This is a genomic window from Tundrisphaera macrotermitis, from assembly GCF_051175315.1.
In the GTDB taxonomy this organism is placed as follows: domain Bacteria; phylum Planctomycetota; class Planctomycetia; order Isosphaerales; family Isosphaeraceae; genus Tundrisphaera.
Genome location: NZ_CP195100.1, coordinates 6,084,879 through 6,107,506, shown reverse-complemented (window position 1 = coordinate 6,107,506; position 22,628 = coordinate 6,084,879). Strand labels below are relative to the sequence as shown.

At 70.0% G+C, this 22,628-nt stretch carries 17 protein-coding genes; 4 read left to right on the top strand and 13 right to left on the bottom strand.

The features are described from left to right. Positions 1-11: 11 nt before the first annotated feature. The 10 genes from TA3x_RS24650 to TA3x_RS24605 form a co-directional block, all read right to left on the bottom strand. Complete coding sequence (locus TA3x_RS24650; protein WP_435017324.1) at positions 12-1,046, bottom strand: vWA domain-containing protein; 1,035 nt, start codon at positions 1,044-1,046, stop codon at positions 12-14. Next, positions 1,043-2,446 carry an FHA domain-containing protein gene (locus TA3x_RS24645; protein ID WP_435017323.1) on the bottom strand — a complete coding sequence of 468 codons (1,404 nt, stop codon included), beginning with the start codon at positions 2,444-2,446 and terminating at the stop codon, positions 1,043-1,045. Before TA3x_RS24645 ends, TA3x_RS24650 begins: the two co-directional genes overlap by 4 nt. A gap of 3 nt (positions 2,447-2,449) precedes the next feature. After that, positions 2,450-3,316, bottom strand: coding sequence for an FHA domain-containing protein (locus TA3x_RS24640; RefSeq protein WP_435017322.1), 867 nt, complete (start codon positions 3,314-3,316; stop codon positions 2,450-2,452). Then, entirely contained in the window at positions 3,313-5,409 is a 2,097-nt protein-coding gene (locus TA3x_RS24635) for an Hsp70 family protein (RefSeq protein WP_435017321.1), read from the bottom strand. Before TA3x_RS24635 ends, TA3x_RS24640 begins: the two co-directional genes overlap by 4 nt. 4 nt (positions 5,410-5,413) lie before the next feature. Continuing rightward, complete coding sequence (locus tag TA3x_RS24630; protein WP_435017320.1) at positions 5,414-6,121, bottom strand: Uma2 family endonuclease; 708 nt, start codon at positions 6,119-6,121, stop codon at positions 5,414-5,416. Between the two features lie 8 nt (positions 6,122-6,129). After that, a complete protein-coding gene (locus TA3x_RS24625; RefSeq protein WP_435017319.1) occupies positions 6,130-6,819 on the bottom strand; it encodes a Uma2 family endonuclease in 690 nt (229 codons plus the stop codon). A 26-nt stretch (positions 6,820-6,845) separates the two neighbouring features. Then, positions 6,846-8,510 carry an Hsp70 family protein gene (locus TA3x_RS24620; protein ID WP_435017318.1) on the bottom strand — a complete coding sequence of 555 codons (1,665 nt, stop codon included), beginning with the start codon at positions 8,508-8,510 and terminating at the stop codon, positions 6,846-6,848. A gap of 77 nt (positions 8,511-8,587) precedes the next feature. Beyond that, the gene (locus TA3x_RS24615) at positions 8,588-8,788 is read right to left on the bottom strand and encodes a hypothetical protein (RefSeq protein WP_435017317.1); all 201 of its coding nucleotides are present in this window, start codon (positions 8,786-8,788) and stop codon (positions 8,588-8,590) included. Between the two features lie 18 nt (positions 8,789-8,806). Next, complete coding sequence (locus TA3x_RS24610) at positions 8,807-10,048, bottom strand: aminotransferase class I/II-fold pyridoxal phosphate-dependent enzyme (protein ID WP_435017316.1); 1,242 nt, start codon at positions 10,046-10,048, stop codon at positions 8,807-8,809. A gap of 322 nt (positions 10,049-10,370) precedes the next feature. Next, a complete protein-coding gene (locus TA3x_RS24605; RefSeq protein ID WP_435017315.1) occupies positions 10,371-11,699 on the bottom strand; it encodes a peptidylprolyl isomerase in 1,329 nt (442 codons plus the stop codon). A gap of 288 nt (positions 11,700-11,987) precedes the next feature. Here TA3x_RS24605 and TA3x_RS24600 point away from each other — a divergent pair, with 288 nt between their 5' ends. Next, entirely contained in the window at positions 11,988-12,857 is an 870-nt protein-coding gene (locus TA3x_RS24600) for an alpha/beta hydrolase (protein WP_435017314.1), read from the top strand. 67 nt (positions 12,858-12,924) lie between these two features. Here TA3x_RS24600 and TA3x_RS24595 read toward each other — a convergent pair whose 3' ends face one another. Both TA3x_RS24595 and TA3x_RS24590 read right to left on the bottom strand, forming a co-directional pair. After that, positions 12,925-13,344: a hypothetical protein gene (locus tag TA3x_RS24595; RefSeq protein ID WP_435017313.1), complete on the bottom strand. Its 420-nt coding sequence runs from the start codon at positions 13,342-13,344 to the stop codon at positions 12,925-12,927. A 96-nt stretch (positions 13,345-13,440) separates the two neighbouring features. Then, positions 13,441-15,615: a heme-binding protein gene (locus TA3x_RS24590; protein ID WP_435017312.1), complete on the bottom strand. Its 2,175-nt coding sequence runs from the start codon at positions 15,613-15,615 to the stop codon at positions 13,441-13,443. A gap of 466 nt (positions 15,616-16,081) precedes the next feature. On the opposite strand from TA3x_RS24590, the gene TA3x_RS24585 reads away from it, so the two are divergent. The 3 genes from TA3x_RS24585 (at position 16,082) to TA3x_RS24575 (ending at position 21,777) form a co-directional block, all read left to right on the top strand. Then, positions 16,082-18,004, top strand: coding sequence for a hypothetical protein (locus TA3x_RS24585; protein ID WP_435017311.1), 1,923 nt, complete (start codon positions 16,082-16,084; stop codon positions 18,002-18,004). Positions 18,005-18,096: 92 nt separating this feature from the next. Continuing rightward, the gene (locus TA3x_RS24580) at positions 18,097-21,204 is read left to right on the top strand and encodes a PVC-type heme-binding CxxCH protein (RefSeq protein ID WP_435017310.1); all 3,108 of its coding nucleotides are present in this window, start codon (positions 18,097-18,099) and stop codon (positions 21,202-21,204) included. Between the two features lie 99 nt (positions 21,205-21,303). Further along, a complete protein-coding gene (locus TA3x_RS24575) occupies positions 21,304-21,777 on the top strand; it encodes a hypothetical protein (RefSeq protein ID WP_435017309.1) in 474 nt (157 codons plus the stop codon). A gap of 3 nt (positions 21,778-21,780) precedes the next feature. On the opposite strand, the gene TA3x_RS24570 is transcribed toward TA3x_RS24575, so the two are convergent. Beyond that, a complete protein-coding gene (locus tag TA3x_RS24570) occupies positions 21,781-22,563 on the bottom strand; it encodes a PIG-L deacetylase family protein (protein WP_435017308.1) in 783 nt (260 codons plus the stop codon). Positions 22,564-22,628 lie beyond the last annotated feature (65 nt).

The following is a 22,628-nucleotide window of genomic DNA, read 5'->3' as shown; positions in this document are numbered from 1 at the left end:
TGGTTCGCGCGTCAGCCCCTCCGCCACCCGGCGGCGATCCGCCCGGGCAGGATCGCCAGCAGCCCGAGGAGGCCGAGAAGGACCAGGAACAGCCCCGGCCAACCGGGCGCCGGGGCGACCATGCCCCGGATGAAGACGGCCGAATGGGCGGCCCGCGCCGCCTCGCGGTGGAACACCCGGATCGGCCGGAGGGTCCCGTCCTGGGTGGGCCGGTCGGTCCGGTAGGAGAGCCGGTAATTGGTCCTCTGCCGGCGGGCGATCTCCTCGTAGATCGACCGCAACTGCCCGGCATCCCGGGCGGAGTAGGCCTGGCCCCGGGTCTCGGACGCCAGCCGGGCCAGGGACCCCGACGTCACCTGGGGGCCCGTGCCCAGGCCCAGGGTGTGGATCGGCAGGTTGAGCCGGCGGGATTCGAGGATTACCGCATCGAGCGCGCCCGGGCGGTTGGAGGTATCCTCGCCGTCGGTCATCGCCAGGATGGCCCGGCGTCCGGCCTCGTGCCGGAGGAGTTCGAGCGCGGCGGCGACCGCATCGTAGTAGTGCGTGCCGCCGTCGGCCTCCAGGGATTCGACCGCGCGGCGTGCCGCCGCCATGTCCTCGGTGAACGGCAGAATCAGCTCGACGGACGAGCTGAAAGCGATCACGGCGACCCTCGACCCGCGCGGCAGGCCGTCGAGGAAGCGGGCCACCGCCGCTTTCAGGCCGACGATGCGGCCCTCCAGCAGCATGCTCCGGCTCCGGTCGAGGACCAGGACCACCGTGGTCGGCCGCTTCACGAGGGTTTCGGGGGCCTCGAACGCCAGGATCGGCCGTTCCTGATCTTCCTCTACGACGCGAAACTCCTCCTTTCCGGCGTTGAGCAGGGGCACGCCGGCCTTCGCGACCTCGAAGTAGACCGAGATCTCGGGGAAGTTTGATTCGTCGGCCTGGGTGATCGTCACCGTCGTGGCGTCGGGGGCCGCCTCGCCCTCGACGGCCCGGGCGGGCCCGGAGGACGCGAGGACCAGCCAGGCCAGCGTCGGGATGGAAAGCCATCGGGCGATCATTGCGTCCACCTCCTCGAAAGCTTCGCCAGCCCGGCCGCGGCCGCCCCGATCGCGGCCCAGATCAGGCAGGCGACGAGGGTCGCGATCGCCCATCCCCCCGAGACCTGGGGGTCGAAGGCCCGGCACGCGGCCAGGACCACCGCCGAGATCAGAGCCCCGACGCAACCGCCGGCGAACGCGCCGAAGGGCATCTCCCGGGGTTCCCCGAGCCTGGCGGCCAGGCCGAGCCCCAGGATCGACCCGGCCGCCCCGAAGGCGACCAGGACCCCGGGGAAGGCCGGGCTGCCCGGCGGCAGGCCCGCCGGCCTGCCGAACAGCCCTGCGACGGCGACGATCAGCCGCAGGCCCGCGAGGCCCAGGGACATCTCCCGGGCCAACTGCCGGGGGCCGGCCCGATCGATCCATCCCCCGAGGGGCGATGGCGTCGCCACGTTCGTCAGGATCTCGGGCGGGGCGTCGCCGTCCCTCCTGGGCTCCAGCGTGATCGCGACCCGCTTCGTCCCCCCGTTCCCCTCCACGACGATCTCGCCGGCAAGGGGCACGGGCAGCAGTTCGGGGATTATCAGGTCGAAGGCGATCTCGGTCTCCTCGACGGTCGCGAAGGGGGCGTCGTCGAACTCCGGGGCCAGCTTGAGCCAGGGGCTGTCGGGCGGATCGACCCGGGCGGACGAGCGGAGCAGGCGGTAGCCCACGTTGGCGACACGGATCGTCTTGCGGACGACCCCGCCGCCGGGGCTCGCCCTCACCAGGATCCGCCGGGGGTGGACGTCCAGCTCCGGCCGCGACGGCCGCGAGGTCGGCAGGCTGGCCAGCCAGGCGTCGAGCCGATCGTCGGCCCCGCTGCCCAGGGCCGATCGCGGCCGCAGGTCCCCCCGGCCGATCCCGAGCAGGAACGCGTCGATCCGCCCGGAGGCCAGTTCGTCCCGGAGGGAATCCCAACGCTGGGCGGACGCCGTCAGGAAGTCATCCCAGGTCCGGCACGCCTGGCCGCCTGCCAGGACGTAAAAGAACGTATCGGGCGGGCCCGCCTCATCCGGCTCGGCCGCCCGCGCCGCGTCGTCGCTGATCCGGAGGACGACGGCCCCCAGCTGGATCTCGTCGCCGGCCCGGAGCGGCCAGACCTGGCCGGGGAGGACGCGGCGGCGGTTGACGAACGTCCCGCACGAGGAATCCAGGTCGCGGATCGACGGCTCCCCCCCCGGCCAGGTCAGGGCGGCATGCTGCGCCTCCATGCGTCGCGAGGTCGGGGCTTCCTGGCCGGCCAGGTCGATCCCCACGCTCGGGGGGGTGGGGGCGTTGCCCAGCACGATCTCGTTGGCGGCCAGGGGATAGACCTGGCCCGGCTTGCGGCCGCGGACCACCTCCAGGCTCCAGCTCGTGATGGGGTCGGGGGCGGTCATCGGTCAGCGCCTCCGGAACAGCAGGAGGGTCTGGCCCAGTTCGATGCGATCGCCGTCCTGGAGCGTCCAGGGGGCGTGGACGACCTCGCCGTTGACGCGGGTCCGGCCTGGCGGGGCGAGGCTGGTCAGGATGTAGTCCTTGCCGGTCGCGGCGATCTCGGCATGCTGGCGGGCGACCGTGGCATCGCCGAATAGCCCCACCCCGGCGCGTTCGTCGAGGCCGAGCGTGGTCTTCTTGCCGGTCAGGAGGTAGGCTCGGCCTTCCTGGCGGCCCCGGACCACCTGGACCCAGGACCGCCGGAGCACCTGCTCGGTCAGGGCCAGGCCCAGCCCGATCCCCCCGCCCAGGAGGGCGATGCCCAGCCCCTGGCCTAGCTCGATCCGATTGCCCATCCGGGCGCGGAGCGCCTCGAAGAGCCAGCCGCCCACCAGGCCGCCGACGGCCCCGCCGACGATGCCGTGGTAGATCCGGGGCCGCCACCCCGGCCCGAGGCCGAGGCCGGCACCGATGCCCAGGCCCAGGATGGCCCAGGACAGCGAGCGGCCGATCAGGCCCCCCCGGAGCCAGTCGAGGATGACCTCGCCGAGGACCAGCCCGAGCGCGCCGCCGAGGGCGCCCAGCAGGACACCCCGGGTCGCGTCGCGGGACAGGCGAAGCCAGGCCGCGTCCCGGAATGGTCCCGCCGCCGCGATGAAGAAGCCGATCGCACCGCCGATCGTCGCCCCCGCCAGTGCGTCCCGCAACCAGATCGAGCTGGCGTGGACCAGCTCGACGAAGAAGAACAGTCCGAAGACCCCCCCCAGGGCGCCGGCGATGCTCATCTCGTGGGCTTGCCGGCCGTTGGCCCGCCAGGTCCGCGGGATGTTCATGAGAGCTTCCGCAACGATCGGCCTCCCTCGGCGATGATCCGGGCGATCTGGCCGAAGGTGCCCACCAGCTCCCCCTCCCGCGCGAAGATCGATCCTTCCTCGGTGCTGGCGAGTCGCCGCAGGTAGGCGAGGTCGGCATCTCCGGTGCCGATGGCGACGATCTCGATCCCCTCGCCTCGCGCCAGCGCGGCCTGCTCGGCGGCGGCCTCGGCCGCGTCGGGGTAGCCGTCGGTCAGGATCACCAGGTAGCGGGTCCGGTCGATCCGGAGCAGGCGGTTGCGGGCCAGCTCGATGGCATCGGCCAGGTTCGTGGTGCCGTCGGCCTCCAGCCGGGCCAGCCCCGCCAGGACCTTGCGGGGGTTGTCGGTGGCGTCGCACTGGAGCGTCACCTCGTCGGAGAAGGCGATCAGGCCGACCTCGGTGCCGGTGAAGTCGCAGCGATCCAGGAACGCACGCGCGGCGGCCTGGGCCTTCATCAACGGCGAGCCCGCCATGCTCGCCGAGACGTCGATGAGGAGGAAGATCCGGGTCGGTGCGAGCGGCGCGCGGACGGCCGAGGCCGGGGGGCGGCCGAGCCAGGACAGGTCGGCGGGCACCGGCTCGACCGTCATCCGGAGCGCGTGCCCGGTGTCGCGCTGGACGGCGCGGACCTGGACCACGCCGTTGGCATCATAGGCCATGCGGACCTCGACGGTGACCTCGGCATCGGTTGCCTGGATGCCCGAGAACGCATACTTGCCGAGGATCGTGCAGTCGATCGGCCGGTCGCTCTCCCCCTGGGTCAGATAAACGTCGAGGTTGGCATTGGCGCCGCCGTGGGTGGCGTGGAGGTAGCGGACGGTCCCTTCCGCCGGGATCGGGAGATTGCGGCGGAGGATGATGTCGTTGACGTAGCTCGACCCGTCCTGGCTCACCGCGACCGCCCCCAGGCTGTGGGCCATCACGTCCACGACCCGCCGGGCCCCCGGGAGGGTGAAGGCGGGCGACGGCTGGGGCCGACCCCCCAGGGTGAACCGGGGGACCGCCGACTCGGCCTCCAGCCCCTCCTCAATGCCCGCCTGGATCGCGGCCCCGAGGGCGACCGCCTCGTCGACGTTGACCCCGGCCCGCGGGTCCTGCCCGGCCATCTCCCGGACGAACGAGCGGACCATGGGCATCCGGGTCGACCCGCCCACCAGCAGGACGCCCGACAGGCGGCCCCAGTCGAGCTTCGCCTCGTCCAGCGCCTCCTCGGCGAGCCGTCGGGTGCGGTCCATGAGCGGGGCGGTCATCGCCTCGAACTCGGCGCGGGCGAGTTCGTAGGTCCGCCGGTCGCGGCCGAGTTGGAGCGTGATTCGGGTGGCCGCTCGGCCCGAGAGGGCCCACTTGGCCTGCTCGGCCAGTGACAGGACCTCGTTGAGCGCCACGGGGTCGTCGAGCGGGTCCACGCCGGTGTCGGCCGCGAACCGTTCGGCGAGGAAGGTGGCGATCCGGTCGTCCCAGTTCTTGCCGCCGAGGTCGTGGTCGCCGGCCGTGGCCAGGACTTGGACCGCGTCCGGTTCGATCCGGGCCACGGTCACGTCGAACGTGCCGCCGCCGAGGTCGTAGATCAGCACCGTCTCCTCGGCCCCCGCCTTCCCCAGCCCGTAGGCCAGGGCGGCGGCGGTCGGCTCGTTGATGATCCGGGGCACGTCCAGCCCGGCGAGTCGGCCGGCCTCCAGCGTCGCCTTGCGTTGGGCGTCGGCGAAGTAGGCCGGCACGGTGATCACGGCGCGGTCGACGGCCTGCCCGAGCCGTGCCTCGGCGTCCTCCTTCAGCCGCCCGAGGACCAGGGCCGAGAGCGCCGCGGCGTCGTAGTCGCGGTCGTGGAACCGGAGCCGATAGTGCGGGCTGCCCATGTGGGGCTTGAAGAAGCTGGCGACCTCGGCATTGCCCAGGCGGGCCCACTCCCGGGCCTCCTCCCCGACGGCGGGCGGGTCGGTGCCGAAGTAAATGACCGAGGGGGTGATCGGGTTGCCTTCGCGATTGGCGAGCACCTCGGGCCGGCCGAAGGCATTCCTCCGCCCCACCGCCGAGTTGGTCGTCCCCAGGTCGATCCCGACGCATACGCCCATGCGATTACCCCGGCCCCGGCCCGGCCTGCTGGCGGAGAGGAGCGACCACCTCGCGGACCCAGGTGCGGAAATCCAGTCCCCACTGGGTCTCTTCCGCGGGATTGTAATCGCGGAGGAAGCGAGTCAGGCCATCGAGGGGGAGAAAGGGGAAGGATGCACTTTCCCCCGTCGCGACATACCGCCCGTCGCGGTTGAGCGTGAGCACCGAGAGCTGATCGCCGTCGTGACGCCAGATCTCGGGCACGCCGATGGCGGCGTAGATGTCCAACTTGTCGAGCAGGCTGTTCGTGATCTCCACCTCAATGCAAAGATCGGGCGGCGGGTCGACATCGAGATCGATTCGATCCTGGTCCCGGATCCGCCCGGCATTGGCCAGGTAGAAGGATTCGTCAGGCTCCAGGCCACGATCCGCGAGCCGCTTCTTGAAGGTGGTCGAACCGAGCACGTTCCTCCGGATCCGAAGCTCCTCGGTGAGAGCCAGGACCATGAAGCCGAGGAGCGATTTGAACCGTTCATGATGATGCGAGATCGGCGACATCAGCTCCACATCCCCGTTCGCATAATTGACCCGCGTCGAGCCGTCGCCGATCAAGGCCCGCAGGGCCTCATAGCCGGACCAGCCGAGGTTGCGGAGGAGGAAGCGGCGCTCGCCGATCGCCGGCCCGGCCGGGGCCGGGGTCGCTGGACTGCTGTCTTTGAGGGCGGTGGCCATGATCGACGTCACTTCCCCGGGGGATGGTCGCGATGGAGCGGAACGAGGACCTCGCGCACCCAGGCCCGAAACCGACGCCGCCAGGTCAACTCCGGTTCGGCCCCCGATTCCGCCAGGAAACGCCGAAGATCCTCGAAGGGCACGAAGGGCAGGTGAAGGCTCCTCTCCGTTGCAACATATCGAGATTCGAGGCCGAGTCGGAAGATGGTGATCGACTTGCCGTCGAATCGCCAGATCTCGGGAACTCCGATGAGAGCATAGATTTCGAGCTTGGGCAGCAGGCTGTTCGTGATCTCGATTTCCAGGCAAAGGTCGGGCGGAGGTTCGACTTCCAGGTCGATTCGGTCGGTGTTGCTTAGGTGCTCCATGCCGGCAAAATAATAGCATTCGTCGGCTTCGAGTCCGCAATCGATGTCCCGCCTTCTGAGAGTCGTCGATCCGAATGAGGCGAAATCCAGGCCCGTCTCCTCGGCAATGGTCTCGATCATGAAACCGAGATATTTCTTGCCGCGTTCGTGACGGTTGAGTGGCGACATGAATTCCACATTCCCGCGAGCGTAAGACAGGCGAGGACTGTCGTCGCCGAACCAATCCAGGAGGGCTTCGTATCCTTCCCAACCCACGCCACGGATCAGGGTACGGATCTCCCCGGTGGGTGCTTGAAGATGGGTGTTGCCGGTGGAAGATGCGGTGGCCATCGGGCTTGGCCTCGCTGGAGTTGGGTTCAGGAGACGTTGATCAGCCTCAAGGCCGTCGAGCGTTCGGCGACCTCCTCGGCGTTCATGACGGCCTCGGTGGCGAAGTCGACGTCGATCGAGCCGCCGCCGGTCAGGTCGGTGGCGGTGACATACAGCCGGCCGTCGGCGCTGATGGCGAACTTGACGCGGATCGGGCTGCGGGCGGGCAAGTTCTCCGGCAGGCTCAGCGTGGCCACGCCCACTTCCTTGCAGTCCAGGGGCTCGGGGTTGTCGCGCTCGCCGGCCATGATTCGGATGTCGACGCCCGACTGGTTGGCGGTGTCGGTGCCGAAGTCGTTGGAGCTTTCCATCGGCACCTCGCCGTTGCGCGGCAGGAGGTAGACGACCAGTTCGCGGCCGGACTCGTCGCGGGCGATCACGCCCAGGCTCTTGCTCAGGACGTTGACGATCCGGGTGTTCACCAGCTCGCGGACCGGGCCGGTCAGGGTGAAGCCCAGGTCGCGCTCGATCTTGTCGAGCGCGGCGACGACCTCGGCCTCGCTCACGGCGGCGAGGTCGATCGGTGCGGCGTCTTCGCCGGCGGCCGAGGCAGGCGCCAGGCGTTCGCGGACCTCGTCCTGGAGCGACTCCTTGAGGCCGAACAGGGCGGCGCCCTTGGCCACGGCCTCGTCGGGGTCGTAGCTCTCGGGCTCCATGCCGAACTCGGCGAGCAGGCGGTCGCGGACCTGGGGCATCCGGGTCGACCCGCCGACCAGGATGATCTTGTCGAACCGCTCGCAGCCCTTGGCCTTCGCGTCGGCCAGCATCTCGCGGGTCAGCTCGATGGTGCGGTCCAGCAGGTGGCGGGTGATCGACTCGAACTGGGGGCGTTCCAACTCGACGCGGGCCTGCCGTCCGGCGTGGGTGACGCGGAAGGGCGCCTTGTCGCGCTGGGTGAGCGTCTTCTTGCCCCGCTCGGCCTGGAGGAACAGGTCGTTGAGGACCTCGGGGTCGTCCATCGGGTCGGATTCCTCCCCGGTCTGGACGCGGAACTCCTCGGCCAGGTGAAGGACGATCGCTTCATCCCAGAGCGTGCCGCCGAGGCGGTGGTCGCCGCCGGTGCAGATGACCCGGATCAGGCGGTCCTTGATCTCGATCATGGTCACGTCGAAGGTGCCGCCGCCGAGGTCGTAGACCAGCACCACCTGGTCCTCGCCCTGCTCCAGGCCGTAGGCGATGGCGGCGGCGGTCGGCTCGTTCAGGACCGATCGGACGTTCAGGCCCGCCAGGCGTCCCGCGTTGGCGGTGGCCTCGCGCTCCTCCGTGCCGAAGTAGGCCGGGCAGGTGATCACGACGTCGGTGATCTTGTCCCCCCCCAGCGCGATCTCGGCGTCGCCGACCACCTTGCGGAGGATGAACGAGCTGATGTCCTCGGCCCCGTAGGGCTTCCCCTCGCTCTCGAAGACGAAGTGGGGGTCGCCCATGTGCTGCTTGACCCGCGAGACGACGCGATGGGGCTCGACCCGGGCCGCCTCCTTGGCGGTATCGCCCACGATCACGCTCTCGCCCTCGAACAGGACCACCGAGGGGGTGATCCGCTCGCTCTCCTGGTTGGGCACGACCACGGGCTTGCCGTGTTCATCGACGTAGGCGATGGCCGAGTAGGTGGTCCCCAAGTCGATCCCGAACACGCGCTTCAGGCCATCGCTCACGGCTGGATTCTCCGGGGGCGTCTCGGGTTCTCATCGCTGTTCGTCGGGCGGCCGGGATTGTTGGCCGGCCGCCCGGATCAATCGCCGGCCGGGCCGCCGCCGTCCTCGCCATCATACGGCGCGCGGCACCAGTGGCAGACCAGGACCGCGCCGCAGGACGGGCAGGCCACCGGCACCTCGACCCGCCCCAGGGCCTCGTATTCGGCCCGGCCGCGCGGCTCGTAGGGCTCGCCGCAGCCGTCGCATTCGAGCGGGCGGTCGCAGAAGAGGCAGTCCATCGGGTCGCTCCCTGGCGATCAGTCGCGTTCCGCCACCTTCTCGGGCTTGAGGCAACGGTTGATCTGGCGGACCGCCTGGCGGAGACGCTGCTCGTTCTCGATCAGGGCCAGGCGGAGATACCCCTCGCCGGTCTCGCCGAAGCCCCGGCCCGGGCTGACGGCGACCTCGGCCTCCTCCAGCAGCTTCATGGCGAAGTCGATGGAGCCCATCTTCGAGCGCCAGGGCTCGGGGATCTGGGCCCAGACGAACATGCCGGCCTTGGGGGTCTCGGCCTCCCAGCCGGAGCGGCGGAGGGCGTCGACCAGCACGTCGCGGCGGGCCTGGTACTCGGCCACCTGCGCCAGCCGGCCTTCCTCGCCGTGCCGCAGGGCCACGATCGCGGCGATCTGCACGGCCTGGAACAGCCCGTAGTCGTAATAGCCCTTGATCGCCTTCAGGGCCGAGATCATCTGCCGGTTGCCGGCGGCGAAGCCGACCCGCCAGCCGGCCATGTTGTAGCCCTTGGACATGGTCGTGAATTCGCAGCCGACGTCCTTGGCCCCCTCGGCCTCCAGGAAGCTGGGCACCTGCACCCCGTCGTACGAGATGTCGCCGTAGGCGAAGTCGTGCATGACGAAGAACCGGTGCTTCTTGGCGAGCTTGACCACCTGCTCGAAGAACCCGCGATCGACGACCGCCGAGGTCGGATTGTGCGGGTAGTTCATGATCAGGATCTTGGGCTTGGGCGTCAGGCTCTCGCACACCCGGGCGATGTTGGACAGGTAGGCGTCCGGGTCGCGGATGTCGAGCGTGATGACGTTGGCCGACGCCAGGGCGACGGCGTGGACGTGGATCGGGAAGCTCGGGGCGGGCACCAGCGCCGTGTCGCCCGGCCCCAGCAGGGCCAGGCACATGTGGCTGAACCCTTCCTTGGAGCCGATCGTGGCGACGACCTCGTTCTCGGGGTCGAGATCGACGCCGAACCGCGACTGGTAGCGGGCCGCGACCTCCTTGCGGAGGTTGAAGATGCCCGAGGCCACGCTGTAGCGGTGGTTGCGCGAGTCCTGGACCGCCTCGCACAGCTTCTCGATGACCCACGGCTCGGGCGGGTCGGTCGGGTTGCCCATTCCCAGGTCGATCACGTCGATCCCGGCCCGGCGCTTGCGGTATTTCAGCTCGTTGATCTTGCCGAACAGGTAGGGGGGCAGCCCCCGGACGCGCGGGGCGACCTCGAGGTCGAAGGCTTCGATCGGGTCGGGCTGGGTCGTATGGTCGATCATCGCTGGCTCTATCCTGTCGGTCCGGTCCGGCCGACGTCCGATCGGGGCGTTTCGTCCGGACACCCATCATACTCGCCGGGCGGGGCGGTTGCACCTGCGACGCGTCGGCATTCCGGGCATGGGCCGAACTCGGCCCAACTTTCCCGCCCGGATCGCCGATAAGGAAACTGCCACCGGACCATACCGGCGCCCCGACGATCGCAACGAGACCCGCCCCTTCGCCCGGCCGCCATCCGGTTCATCATATAAAGGGGGGCGGCGTCGGAGTGATCCGATGCCGCCCCCCTTGTTTTCACCACCGGGCGATCCGCTCAGGCCGGTCTCAACGGCGGGCGGCGGGCGTGCCCGGGGGGGCCGCCTTGATCGCGTTCTGGAGGACGGCGGCGGCCTTGGCGGCATCGGCGGGGACGCCGGCCGGGGGCCGGCTCGTCCCGTTGGGCGAGGTCGCGGCGGGGGTCACGGCCTTGGCCCCCGACGGCGGGACGGCCTTGGTCTCTCCGGCGGCATTCATGAGCTTGACGTTGCGGTCCATCCCCTCGCGGAACCCGGGCTCGTTCTCCTCGTGGGCCAGCTTGACCTGGCCGGTGAGCTTGTTGTCGATGTGGGCCGCGGCGATCAGCTCCTGGAAGACCTCTCCCATCTTCTCCTTGAGCTTCACCTCGTTCATCTGGGCGGTGAGCATGGCGCGGACGTCGGGCTCGGCGAGCGTCTTGCCGGTATTGCCGCCGTCGACGCCGACGCGCTGGACGATGACCCAACCGGCGTCATTCACCTGGATCGGGCCTGTGAAGTCGCCATCCTTGGGCTTGTGGGCCGGGTTCTTGTCGTTGGGGTCGCCGTCCACCAGCTGCTCGAAGGCGCGGTCGGAGACGTGACGGGGCTGGGCGTGGCGGGCCATCGGCTCGGGGAGCATCCCGCCCACGGCGCGGGTGCTGGTGTCCATCGACCGCTCCTTGGCGATGTTCTCGAAGCCGCCCGGGTTCTTCCGGACCGCCTCCCAGATGTCCTTCGCCTTGGTCATGTCGTTGGTCATGATGATCCGGCAGCGGAGCCGGGGGCCGAAGTTGGCCTCGAAGGCGTCCTTCAGGTCCTGCTCGGTGACCTGGACCCGCTTCTCGGAGAGCTTGCGCAGGGCCAGGGCCGGATAGATGATGTCGCGGGCATATTGCGCCGGGCTGATCCCACGCTCCTTGTCGAGCGTGCGGAGCCACACGTCGCGGGTCACGCCGGCCATCTTCATGGCGATCGAGTCGATCTCGGAGTCGATCTCGGCGGCGGTGATTTCCATCTTCTGGGCGCGTAGCGCCTGGTCGATCAAAGTCTTGGAGATCAGGGTCTCCAGGATCTCCTCGCCCTTGCGGGCCACGCACTCGGAGGCGAGCCGATCGCGAGTGATGACTTCCTTGTTGACGATCGCGATCGGATCGCTCGGATTGGCCGGCACGGCGACCTCGACGAGCCCGTGGGCCTCGGCCTCGGCCCCGGCGGCCTTGGGCAGGGCGGCCGGGGTGGTCGGGGCGGCGGGGGCCGGCTTCGCCGCACCTCGGCCCAGGATGCCCTGCGCGGGGGCGAGGGCGGGCATCGAGGCCCCGGCCACGGCCAGGACGACGATCGAGCGGGCGATCCCTCGGCCACGATCCAATGCGTTCATCGGTGGTCTCTCCATAAACCATCGGGCCGACGGAAATCGGCTCAAGTCTGGGGTCAAATCCGCCGACACTATCGGGATTCCCCCCGGATCGGTCAATCCGAAGATTCGGCGGTCACGGAGGGTGGCGAAGTCCCGCCATCCTCGGCCGGAGGGGCGGGAACTCCTTGCGAGGACGCCCCCCGTCCTGGAAGAATCCTCCCGGCCGGGTCGATCGCATGCGGGGCATCCCGGCCGGGGACTCGTACCCCCGACCCCGTCCCGCGATCCACCGTTGAAGGACTTCGCCCGATGACGATCCGCCTCGCCTTGCTGATCGCGGCGCTCGCGACGGCCTGCCCGGCCCTCGGGCAGGAGATTCGCCGCGACATCCCCTATGCCGATCCCGCCCATCCCAGGGGGGCGCTCGACATCTACGCGCCGCCCGGCGCGAAGGGGTTGCCGGTGCTGTTCTGGATCCACGGAGGGGGCTGGACGGCCGGCGACAAGTCGACCGTCATGAGCAAGCCCCGGGCCTTCAATGATCGGGGATTCGTGTTCGTGTCGACCGACTACCGGCTGCTCCCGGACGTCGACATGGCGACGATCGTGGGGGACGTGGCCCACTCCCTCCGCTGGGTCCACGACCACATCGCCGAGCACGGCGGCGACCCGTCCCGGATCGTGGTCATGGGCCATTCCGCCGGGGCCCAGCTGGCCGCCCTGATCTGCACCGACGACCGCTACCTCAAGAAGGAAGGCCTGTCGCTGGACATCATCAAGGGATGCATCCCGACCGACGGCGACACCTTCGACATCCCCGCCATCATCGAGGTCGCGGAGACCCGGTGCCGGGTCCACGGCCTGCCCCTGCCCGGCGCGAATGGCCATCGCCACAAGTTCGGCAACGACCCGGCGAAGCATCGCGACTTCTCGGCCGTGACCCATGTGGCCCGGGACAAAGGAATCCCCCCGTTCCTGATCCTCCACGTCGCCGGACACCCGGACACGACCGCCCAGGCGAAGCGGTTCGCGGCGGCGCTGAAGGGGGCGGGTGTCCCCGTGACCGTCTATGCCGGCAAGGACACGTTCCACACCAAGATCAATGCCGACATCGGCCTGCCCGACGACCCGGCCTCGCCGGTCGTGTTCGACTTCGCATCCCGGGTGGTGAAGCGGTGAGGGATGACCCCTCGCCGACCCGGCCGGGGCAGGAGGGGCAGTTCGATCCGGCCCCCTCGGGCCCGGATCACTCCTTCCCCTTCTCGCCGTGGATCGTCTCGATCAGGTGCTCGACCGGCTTGGGGCCGTCGGTCTTGTATGTGCTGTAGCCGCCCTGGTAGCGGCGTCCGTGGGACCAGTTGTTGAAGATCCGCGAGCCGCCGGGCCGAAGGCCGACGTAGTCCCAGCCCCAGGTGCCTTCATTGACGCGGCGGCCGTGGTCGCCAGGATGGGCCGAGCCGCCGCCTACGTAGCCGCCGCGATAGTGGCCGGTGTCCGACGGGTGGGCCAACGGCGAGACGCACTGCGGGTGGCCGGCCTGGTGGTGGGTCTGGGGGAGTGAGGGCACGTGCCGGGGGGTATGGATGTGGTGGTGGTCGCCCGCCCGGGCGGCCGGGGCGGACGCGGCCAGGGCGGCGACGGCGAGCCCGAGGATGGTCTTTTTCATGGGTCTTCCCGCTCGGCTGGGAGGAAATCGTCCTGGGACATCGATCGGCATCCGAGCGACGGGGCCGACAGGGAATCCGGGGCGGCCCGCCGGGCCTCAGACGTTGGGCTGGCGGTTGAACTTCTGGTAGGGCAGTCGGATGCCCCGGACGAAGACCTGGTCGGCACGCGGGGTCGGGGCCTCGGGGCGGAAGCCGAGCGATGCGGTGAAGGTGACCACGTCGTCCTGGTCCACGCCGTCGCCGCTGACGCCGAGGCCGCCCACCAGGACCTTCCGGCCCGAGCCGTCCACGTCCTTGTAGAGCGCCGAACTGCCCGGGAAGAAGACGATCCCGTTCTGGTTCAGGACGTCGGTCTGGTCCTTGAAGTTGGTCCCCGGGTTGAAGGCGTCGTAGCCCTGGACGCTCTGGAACGCCGAGGCGGGCAGGGCCGGGCCGGTGTTCAGGCCGGTGAAGCGGTCCGAACCGCCATCGTTGAGGATCGACCACGGGCCGGGCGGGAACCCGTCAATCCCCTCGGGGAACCGGGGCTCGGCCAGGTAGCGGACCGTCCGGTTGGTGATCGCCGTGCCCACCGGGACCGTGGGCAGTTGGTCGGCCGGCTGGAGCTGGGCCGGGTCCGCATAGTAGGCGACGTTGCGGGCCTTCGCCGTGGCCACATCGATCGAGAAGATGGTCGCGTCGGGCATCCGGTACTGGCCCAGGATGTTGCCCTCTCTGTCCGTGACCGTGAACACCATCCGGGCGTGGCGGTTGATCGGCAGGCGGATCGCCGCGCGGGTGGTGTTGGCCCGGGCGATCCCCTGGTTGACGATCTGGACCACGTCCTCGGCCGTCAGCCCGTCGCCGCCGTGCGGGGTGACCAGCCAGCCGTCGGGGACGATGCGGCCGCCCCGGGTGTTGGTGGCCGGGTCGACGCTCTGGTTGACGTCGACCTGCCCGGTCCCGGGGACGACGAACGTGGTTTCATAGCCGGGATAGACTGCGGTGTCCTGGGGCGCCGTGGTGAACGAGAAGATCTGATTGGACACGTCGTTGCTGACCGGCAGGTCGGTGCCGCCGTTGGGATCGCCCTTGCCGATGCCGAACTTCTTGGCCTCTTTCAGGAGGAGGCTGGGCCCTTGGTTGCCGTGCGGGCCGATGACGTCGAGCGTGATCCCGACGAGGTCGATCCGGCCGAACGGCTTGAGGTCGAGCCCCGGGACCGGTTTGACATTGCCCAGGGCCCCGATCTTCAACGATGCGCCCGTGATGGGATTCTTCGCCGAGCTTCCTCCCAATGCCGCCAGCGAGATGAACTCGGCCTCCGCCGAGCGGTCGCGCTTCCTGGGATTGTAGAAGGAGTCGTTGAGCCGGGAGTTCTCCTCGGTCGCATAGCCGGTCGTGCCCGGGAAGAAGACGCCGATCCCGCCGATCACGATCGAGGTCATCTTCCCGTCGACCATGACCCGGCGGATGATCGGGATGCCGCCGGGCAGGGTGGCGATCCCTCGCGCCTGGGCGTCGGGCTCCAGCCCGGAGACGAACCCGTAGGACTCGGGCGCGGTCAGCTCGGTGCCGTCGAAGGCGATCGTCTCGGGGATGAATTCCTGGGCCACGTTGAATCGGTTGGGCAGGGTGACGTCGTCGGCCGTCCCCTTCACGCGGTCGGGGCCCGGGTGGCGGATGCTGTCGCGGTTGGTGTGCTCGATCTCGAACAGGTCGACCTGGGGCGTGAACGGGACGCCGGCCGGGAAGTGGGCCTTGATGCCCAGCGGGGCGACGAAGCCCGGCCCGCGCAGGTTGGAATTGACGTCCTGGATGCTGGGATTGGCCTCGATCTCGCGCTGGGTGATCGTGGACTGGCTGATGTCCTGGATCGTCCGAGAGGTCAGCGGCGCCTGGTTGTTGCCGAACAGGGCCCCGGTGCGGGCCTTGGCCAGGGCCCCGTCGACGGCGAAGACCAGCTTCTGGGCGTTGCCGGTGATCTCCGGCGAGACCCCGTTCTCGACCCGGACGCCCAGGACGCGCCCGCCCCGGTCGGTGATGGCGATGATCGCATCGGTGCTGGCGGTGGCGGCGCTGGCCCTCTGCAGGAGCTGCTGCACCTCGGACGGATTGAGCTGGGCGGTGAGGGTCGCGGCGGCGACGGCCGGGCCGCCCACCGGGTCGGCGGCCATGAGCTGTCGGCCTTCCAGCCCCTCGACGCCCGGGCGGGCGGCACGATGGGACTGACGCGGACGTCCGGATGCGTCGCGGCCGGTCCGGAGGATTCGATCGCCGGGGAGGTGCATCGCTGTCCCTTTCTCCTGAGACGCGGCGCCCGGGCTGGTCCCCGGTCCCGTCGTCTGGGTCGCGCCGACGTGCGAGAATCGATCCCGCCCTCGGACCATTTCATTCGGCGGGCCGCTCGCGGAAATTGACGGAAAGTCCGCGTGACCGTCGAGAAAGGCGGAATTGTCGCGACCCGCACAAGCGTCCCTATCATTTCTGCCGTCAATACCGCTCAATTCGACAAATGACTCAAGGTCCCCGATCCGTCGCGACGATTCAGGGGGTGGAAGGTCGGAGGACTTTTCCGAGGGCGCCGGTTGTCCTGGATTGGATCTCGATCCCGGAAGGTCAGACATGCCTCATCCCCAGACACGACGGATCGGTTCCGGGCATCCTGGCCCGAATGATGCGACCCCGGCCCTCCCCCGGCGGGTGTCGTGCGCGGATCTGGCGACCCGCGCCCTCCGGCCGATTCGATCCTGGGGGATGGCCTCCGTCCTGGTGGCATGCTCGGCCGCGCGGTCCTGGTCGGCGGGGCCCGATGACCTCCCGCCCCTGCCCGATGAGCCGGCGGCGTCCGCCCCGGCGACTCATTCGACCTTCGGCGACGGCGCGCGGCCGGTCCAGTTCGCCCCGCTCGAACCGGAGACCCTCCCCGGCCTCCGCCCGCCGACCGACCCGAGCTTCCCCGACCCGGAGCCGCCGCCGGTCACGCCGCCAGGCGAGTTCTTCCGGACGTTGATGGACCCGACCACCGGGTTCGCGGGCAACTCGGGGGTCGAGCCCAAGGAAGGGCAGACCGACCCGAGCTTCGTCCCGATCGAGGACCGCTGGCGGATCGGCTATCCGGCCTGGGACCGCTACGGCAAGGGCCACCCCCTGCTGGACGAGTACCCGTTCCAGCTCGGCCGGCTGATCAACCCCTATCGCCAGAGCGTCCTGAAGGGGGACTACCCGATCGTCGGGCAGAACACCTTCATGGACCTGACGGCAAACCAGCTGACCTTCATGGAATACCGGCGGGTCCCGACCCAGACCACGCCGTTCGAGAGCACCGCCCGCGCCGGTCAGTTCCCGTTCTTCGGCCGGCCGGACCAGTTCTTCTTCACCCAGTTCAACAACATCACGCTCGACATCTTCCACGGCGATGCCGGCTTCAAGCCGGTGGACTGGCGGATCAAGATCACCCCGGTCTTCAACGTCAACTACCTGGCCACCAATGAACTGGCCCAGGTCAACCCGAGCGTGACCGCCGGCACGACCCGGGCCCGGACCTTCTTCGCGCTCCAGGAGTGGTTCGGCGAGGTCAAGCTGGCCGACACCAGCCCGTACTACGACTTCGTGTCGGCGCGGGTCGGGTCGCAGCTGTTCATCAGCGACTTCCGCGGCCTGATCTTCTCGGACGTGAATCGCGGGGCCCGGATCTTCGGCACCCGCAACGGCAATCGCGACCAGTACAACCTCCTGTATAACCGCCAGTTCGAGAAGGACACCAACAGCGGCCTGAACTCGTTCCACGACCGAAATCAGAACATCTTCATCGCCAACTACTACCGCCAGGACTTCATCTTCCCCGGCTACACGGCCGAGGCCAGCGTCCACTACAACAACGACAATCCGGCCTTCCTCATCAACAAGAATCGGTTCCTGAACCGGCCGGACCCGGTCGGGATCAACCAGAAGCACCAGGTCGACGCCGTCTACCTCGGGTTCGCCGGCGACGGCCACTGGGGCCGGTTCAACGTCAACAACGCCTTCTACTGGGTGGTGGGCCGCGACAGCCTGAACCCCCTGGCCAACCGATCGCAGCTGATCAGCGCCCAGCTCGCCGCCTTCGAGCTGTCCTACGACCGCGACTGGATGCGGTTCAAGACGGCCATCCTCTGGGCGTCGGGCGACAGCAACATCAACAACGGCCACGCCACCGGTTTCGATTCGATCCTGGATCAGCAGGTCTTCGCTGGCGGCGTCTTCAGCTACCTCCAGCGCCAGGCGGTGCCGATCTTCGGCGTAAACCTGGTGAACCTGGGGAGCTTCCTGCCCGACCTCCGGTCTTCCAAGATCCAGGGCCAAAGCAACTTCGTGAACCCGGGCCAACTCCTGTTCAACGTCGGCCAGGAGATGGACCTGACCCCGAAGTTCAAGATGATCAACAACATCAACTTCGTCCAGTTCGCCCAGACCAACGTGCTCCAGCAGTTCCTGTATGCCGGCCACATCCACCGGACCATCGGCGTCGAACCGAGCACCGGGTTCGAATACCGCCCGTTCCTCAACGATGCCGTGGTGATGGTCGGCGGCGTGGCGGCCCTGCTGCCGGGGATGGGGTTCCGGGACATCTACAGCAACTTCGGCCGCCGGGTCGATACGCCCGTCGCCGCCTTCGCTTCGCTCGTCCTCGCCTTCTGATCGGGGAAAAGGGGAGATCCGGCCGGCCTACATCGTTATCCTCGACATCCTGCAGCCGCGTCCCACCCCTAGCTTGACCCAGCAGGCACGCCATGACCGCTCCCCGATCGACCCTCCGCGGGCTCGCCCTCTTCCTGATCCTGATGGCCCATCGACTCGACGCCGGAGAGGCCCTGATCGACGGCCGCACGCTCTCGGTCCGCGACGGATTCGAGGTCGAGGCGATCGCCGGCCCGCCCCTGGTCGACCGGCCGATCACCGGGGATTTCGACGAGCAAGGGGCCTTCTACGTGGCCGACTCGTCGGGGTCGAACGAGCCCCTGGCGAAGCAGCTGGAAAACCCCACGCACCGGATCGTCAAGCTGGTGGACGACGACGGCGACGGCCGGTTCGACCGCCGGACCGTCTTCGCCGACCGGATGATGTTCCCCGCCGGGACGCTCTGGCACGACGGGTCGCTCTACGCCGCGGCCCCGCCCAGCATCTGGAAGCTGACCGACACCGACGGCGACGGCGTCGCCGACCGCCGCACCGAGTGGTTCCAGGGCAAGACCCTGACCGGGTGCGGCAACGACCTCCACGGCCCGTATCTCGGCCCCGACGGCTGGATCTACTGGACCAAGGGGGCGTTCGCCGAGCAGACCTACGACCGGCCGGGCCGGTCCCCGCTGGTCACGAAGGCGTCCCACATCTTCCGGGCCCGCCCCGACGGCTCGGGGATCGAGCCGGTGATGACCGGCGGGATGGACAACCCGGTGGACGTCGCCTTCTCGGCCGGGGGGGAGCGGTTCTTCACGACGACCTTCATCCAGATCCCAGCCGGGGGGCGCCGCGACGGGATCCTGCACGCCATCTACGGCGGCCTCTATGGCAAGCTCAACCCGGCCGCCGAGGGGCACACCCGGACCCGGCCCGACTTCATGCCGGTGATGACCCACCTGGGAGCCGCGGCCCCCTCCGGGCTGGCCTGCTACGAATCATCGGGCTTCGGCGACGGCTTCCGCGGCAACCTGTTCGCGGCCCAGTTCAACATGCGGAAGGTGTCGCGGCACGTCCTCGTCCCCGACGGGGCGACGTTCCGGACCCAGGATGAGGACTTCCTCGCCTCCGAGGATCGGGACTACCACCCGACCGACGTCCTGGAAGACGCCGACGGCAGCATCGTCGTGATCGACACCGGGGGATGGTACAAGCTCTGCTGCCCGACTTCGCAGCTGGAGAAGCCCGACGTCCTCGGGAAGATCTACCGGGTCCGCAAGGCCGGGGCCTCCCGCGTCGACGACCCGCGCGGCCTCAAGCTCGACTGGGCCAAGGCCACGCCCGATGCGCTGGCCGATCGGCTCGGCGACCCCCGGCCCGCCGTCCGCCGACGCGCCATGGATGCCCTGGGACGGCGGTCCCTCGAAGCGTTGCCCGCGCTCGGACGAATCGTCCGGGGCGACGACCCCGAGGCGCGGCGCAACGCGATCTGGACCTCGGCCCGGATCGACGCGCCCGAGGCCCGGGTCACCGCTCGTGCCGGCCTGAACGATCCCGACGAGGCCAACCGCCAGGCGGCCCTCCATGTGGCCAGCCTCCATCGGGATCGCGGGGCCATCGCTTCCATCAAGCCGATCCTGGCCGCTCCGTCCCGCCCCAACGCCCGCGCCGCCGCCGAGGCCCTGGGCCGGCTCGGCGATCCCTCGGTCGTCCCGGCGATCCTCCGGGCCATTGACGCCAACCGGGACCCGATCGTCGAGCACTCCCTGATCCATGCCCTGATCGAGCTGAACGTCCCCGAACCCGTCCGCCTCGGGCTGGACTCCCCATCGCCGGCCGTCCGGCTGGCCGCGATGATCGCGCTCGACCAGATGGGGTCGGAGCATTGCGGTCCTGACCGGGTCACGCCGCTCCTCGGCTCGGACGACCCCCGGTCGCGCGAGATCGCCGCGTGGATCCTGGGACGCCACCCGGCCTGGGGCGAGTCCGTCGCGCCGTCCTTCCGGGAGAAGCTCCGGTCCCCCGACCTCCCCGAGGCGGCCCGGGCCGACCTGGAGCGGCAACTCGGCAGCGTCCTGGGAGCCCCCGCCATCCAGGCGTTGCTCGCCGCGACCCTCGCCGACCGGGAGACGCCCGCCGAGGGCCGCCGGATCGCCGCGCGGGTCATGGGGCGATCCGGCCTGAAAGCGGCCCCCGAACCGTGGATCCCGGCCCTGGGCGAGGCGCTGACCTCGGGCGACCCGGCGCTCTCGGCCGAGGCCGTGCGGACCGTCCGGTCACTGCCCTGGGGGCGGTCGCGGCCCTCGGCCATCGCGCAGGGCCTGCTTGCCCTGGCCCGGGACGCGAAGGCGGCCGACCCGCTCCGCCTGGCCGCCCTGACCGCGATGCCCGGCGGCCTCGACCCGGTCGGGCCCGCCGACCTGCGGTTCCTGCTCGACCACCTCGCCGCCGACCGGCCCGCCCCGGAACGATCCGACGCGGCCGAGGTGCTGGCCCGTGCGGCCCTGTCCAAAGATCAATATTCGGCCCTCGCCGGGGCGATCCGCGCGGCGAGCCCGCTGGAGGTCGAGCGCCTCGCGCTGGCCTTCGAGCGGACCAAGGACGACGCGGCCGGGCTGGCGCTGGTCGATGCCCTGGAACACGCCGAGGCCCGCTCTGCGATCCGGGTCGGCGTGATCCGGCCGATCCTCGATCGCTTCGGCCCGCCGGTGCGGGAGGCGGCCGGTCGGCTCTACGCCTCGCTCCACGTCGACGAGGCGGCGCAGGTCGCCCGGCTCCGCGAGAAGCTGGGCCGGATCGACGGTGGGGATGTCCGCCGGGGCCAGGCCGTATTCAACGGGCCGAAGGCGGCCTGTTCGACCTGCCACGCCATCGGCTACCTCGGCGGCAAGGTGGGCCCGGACCTCTCGAAAATCGGCCAGATCCGGGGCAAGCAGGATCTCCTGGAGGCGATCCTGTACCCGAGCGCCAGCTTCGTCCGGGGGTACGAGCCGGTGGCCGTCGCCCTCCAGTCGGGCCAGGTCCAGTCCGGCATCGTCAAGGAGGAGACGCCCGATAGCATCACCCTCACGCTCGGGGCCGACCGCGAGGCCCGGATCCCCCGCGAGGAGGTCGAGTCGATCCGCCCCGGCGACCTCTCCGTCATGCCCGCCGGGCTCGACCAGGTGCTGTCCGACGCCGAGCTGGCCGACCTGATCGCCTTCCTTGCCACCCGCAAATGATCGGCGGGTCCATCCTGGCCCGCCCCATCGGGAGCCGTTAGAGTCGGAGGGGTCTCGGCCGATCCGGCCGCCCCTCGACTCATCTCGGAGCAATCAACGATGCACATCCTCGCGCGCGGGCTGGCCACGCTGGCCCTGATCGTCGGCCCCGCCTCGATCGGCATGGCCCAGGCGACCAAGACCGTCCCTCCACCCGCCGGACCCAGGCCGACGACGACCAAGGAGCGGGTGACCAAAACGGTTGAAGTCGGCGAGGCCAAATCGGGCGGGTTCCGCACCCTGACCGGGACGATCGGCGAGATCACGCCGGGGGCGAAGACCCTGTCGCTGGTCCTGCCCGAGGCCGGTGCCAAGGGGGCCCGCGCCGCCCAGACCTGGGGCCTCGCCACGGGCAAGCAGACCCTCCTGATGAAGGCCGGCAAGAATGGCCAGTTCACCACGATCGACTTCGATGGCCTGGCCAAGGGGGAGACGATCCAGGCGGTCGCCGAACTGGAGACCGACGCGGGGAAGATGCATCGGACCTGGTGGCTGATCGTCTACCCCGCCGGGACCACCCCGCCGTCCCCCTGAGCGTCAGGCCAGGCCGCCGCGACCGTCCTGCCCGAGCAGGGCGAGCAGGAGGTTGTCGTGCGGGTAGGCGTGGCCGAGGTACTGGCGGAACGCCTCCGCGCTGGCCACGCCGATCTCCGAGCCGCGCCGGGCCCCCCATCGGGCCTGGGCCTCCAGGTAATCGGCGATGCCGTGCTGCTCCTGGAGCCACCGGTACTGGCTGGCGTGGCAGGCGAGCATCGCCTTCTTGCGTTCGGAGACGGCCGAGACATCGACGTGGAACCCGACCGGCACCGGGTTCCCGTCGCGGTCGTGCCCTTCGATGGGATCGACATAATAGAGGTGGGGGATCTTCGCCAGGGGCGTTGCCGGCTCCCACCGCCGGGTGGCGTAGTTCTGTAGGGTCGCCGTGAAGCAGGCGTCGCGCACCAGGCGGCTGGTCGTCTCGTGGTCGACGAGATAGTCGATCGGGGGGGCCGTCAGGATCACGTCGGGCCGGGCCCGGCGGATCGCCTCGGTCACGCGCCGGCGCGACTCGTCGTCGTCGAAGATCGCCAGGTCGCGGAACTCCAGGCAGGTGTAGTCCGCACCGAGGAGGTCGGCCGCCGCCTTCGCCTCGGCCCGCCGGGTCGCCGCCAGTTCCTCCGGGTCGATCCCCGCGCCTCCGCAATCACCGGGCGTCATCGTCGCCAGGGTCAGGTGGCATCCGGCATCGGCCAGCAGGGCCAGCGTCCCGGCGCACTGGAATTCGATGTCGTCGGGGTGGGCGTGGATCGCGAGGACGCGGGCGGGCGATGCCGGGGCCATGATACGCTCCGAGGGGCTCGAAAAAGGGCCGGTTGCGGTTCCTTGCCCGCCCGGCCGGGGCCCAC

Bases quoted from the DNA above. Each gene is read 5' to 3' on its own strand.
- TA3x_RS24650 (WP_435017324.1), bottom strand. From the start codon at position 1,046: ATGATCGCCCGATGGCTTTCCATCCCGACGCTGGCCTGGCTGGTCCTC.
- TA3x_RS24645 (WP_435017323.1), bottom strand. From the start codon at position 2,446: ATGACCGCCCCCGACCCCATCACGAGCTGGAGCCTGGAGGTGGTCCGC.
- TA3x_RS24640 (WP_435017322.1), bottom strand. From the start codon at position 3,316: ATGAACATCCCGCGGACCTGGCGGGCCAACGGCCGGCAAGCCCACGAG.
- TA3x_RS24635 (WP_435017321.1), bottom strand. From the start codon at position 5,409: ATGGGCGTATGCGTCGGGATCGACCTGGGGACGACCAACTCGGCGGTG.
- TA3x_RS24630 (WP_435017320.1), bottom strand. From the start codon at position 6,121: ATGGCCACCGCCCTCAAAGACAGCAGTCCAGCGACCCCGGCCCCGGCC.
- TA3x_RS24625 (WP_435017319.1), bottom strand. From the start codon at position 6,819: ATGGCCACCGCATCTTCCACCGGCAACACCCATCTTCAAGCACCCACC.
- TA3x_RS24615 (WP_435017317.1), bottom strand. From the start codon at position 8,788: ATGGACTGCCTCTTCTGCGACCGCCCGCTCGAATGCGACGGCTGCGGC.
- TA3x_RS24610 (WP_435017316.1), bottom strand. From the start codon at position 10,048: ATGATCGACCATACGACCCAGCCCGACCCGATCGAAGCCTTCGACCTC.
- TA3x_RS24605 (WP_435017315.1), bottom strand. From the start codon at position 11,699: ATGAACGCATTGGATCGTGGCCGAGGGATCGCCCGCTCGATCGTCGTC.
- TA3x_RS24600 (WP_435017314.1), top strand. From the start codon at position 11,988: ATGACGATCCGCCTCGCCTTGCTGATCGCGGCGCTCGCGACGGCCTGC.
- TA3x_RS24595 (WP_435017313.1), bottom strand. From the start codon at position 13,344: ATGAAAAAGACCATCCTCGGGCTCGCCGTCGCCGCCCTGGCCGCGTCC.
- TA3x_RS24590 (WP_435017312.1), bottom strand. From the start codon at position 15,615: ATGCACCTCCCCGGCGATCGAATCCTCCGGACCGGCCGCGACGCATCC.
- TA3x_RS24585 (WP_435017311.1), top strand. From the start codon at position 16,082: ATGGCCTCCGTCCTGGTGGCATGCTCGGCCGCGCGGTCCTGGTCGGCG.
- TA3x_RS24580 (WP_435017310.1), top strand. From the start codon at position 18,097: ATGACCGCTCCCCGATCGACCCTCCGCGGGCTCGCCCTCTTCCTGATC.
- TA3x_RS24575 (WP_435017309.1), top strand. From the start codon at position 21,304: ATGCACATCCTCGCGCGCGGGCTGGCCACGCTGGCCCTGATCGTCGGC.
- TA3x_RS24570 (WP_435017308.1), bottom strand. From the start codon at position 22,563: ATGGCCCCGGCATCGCCCGCCCGCGTCCTCGCGATCCACGCCCACCCC.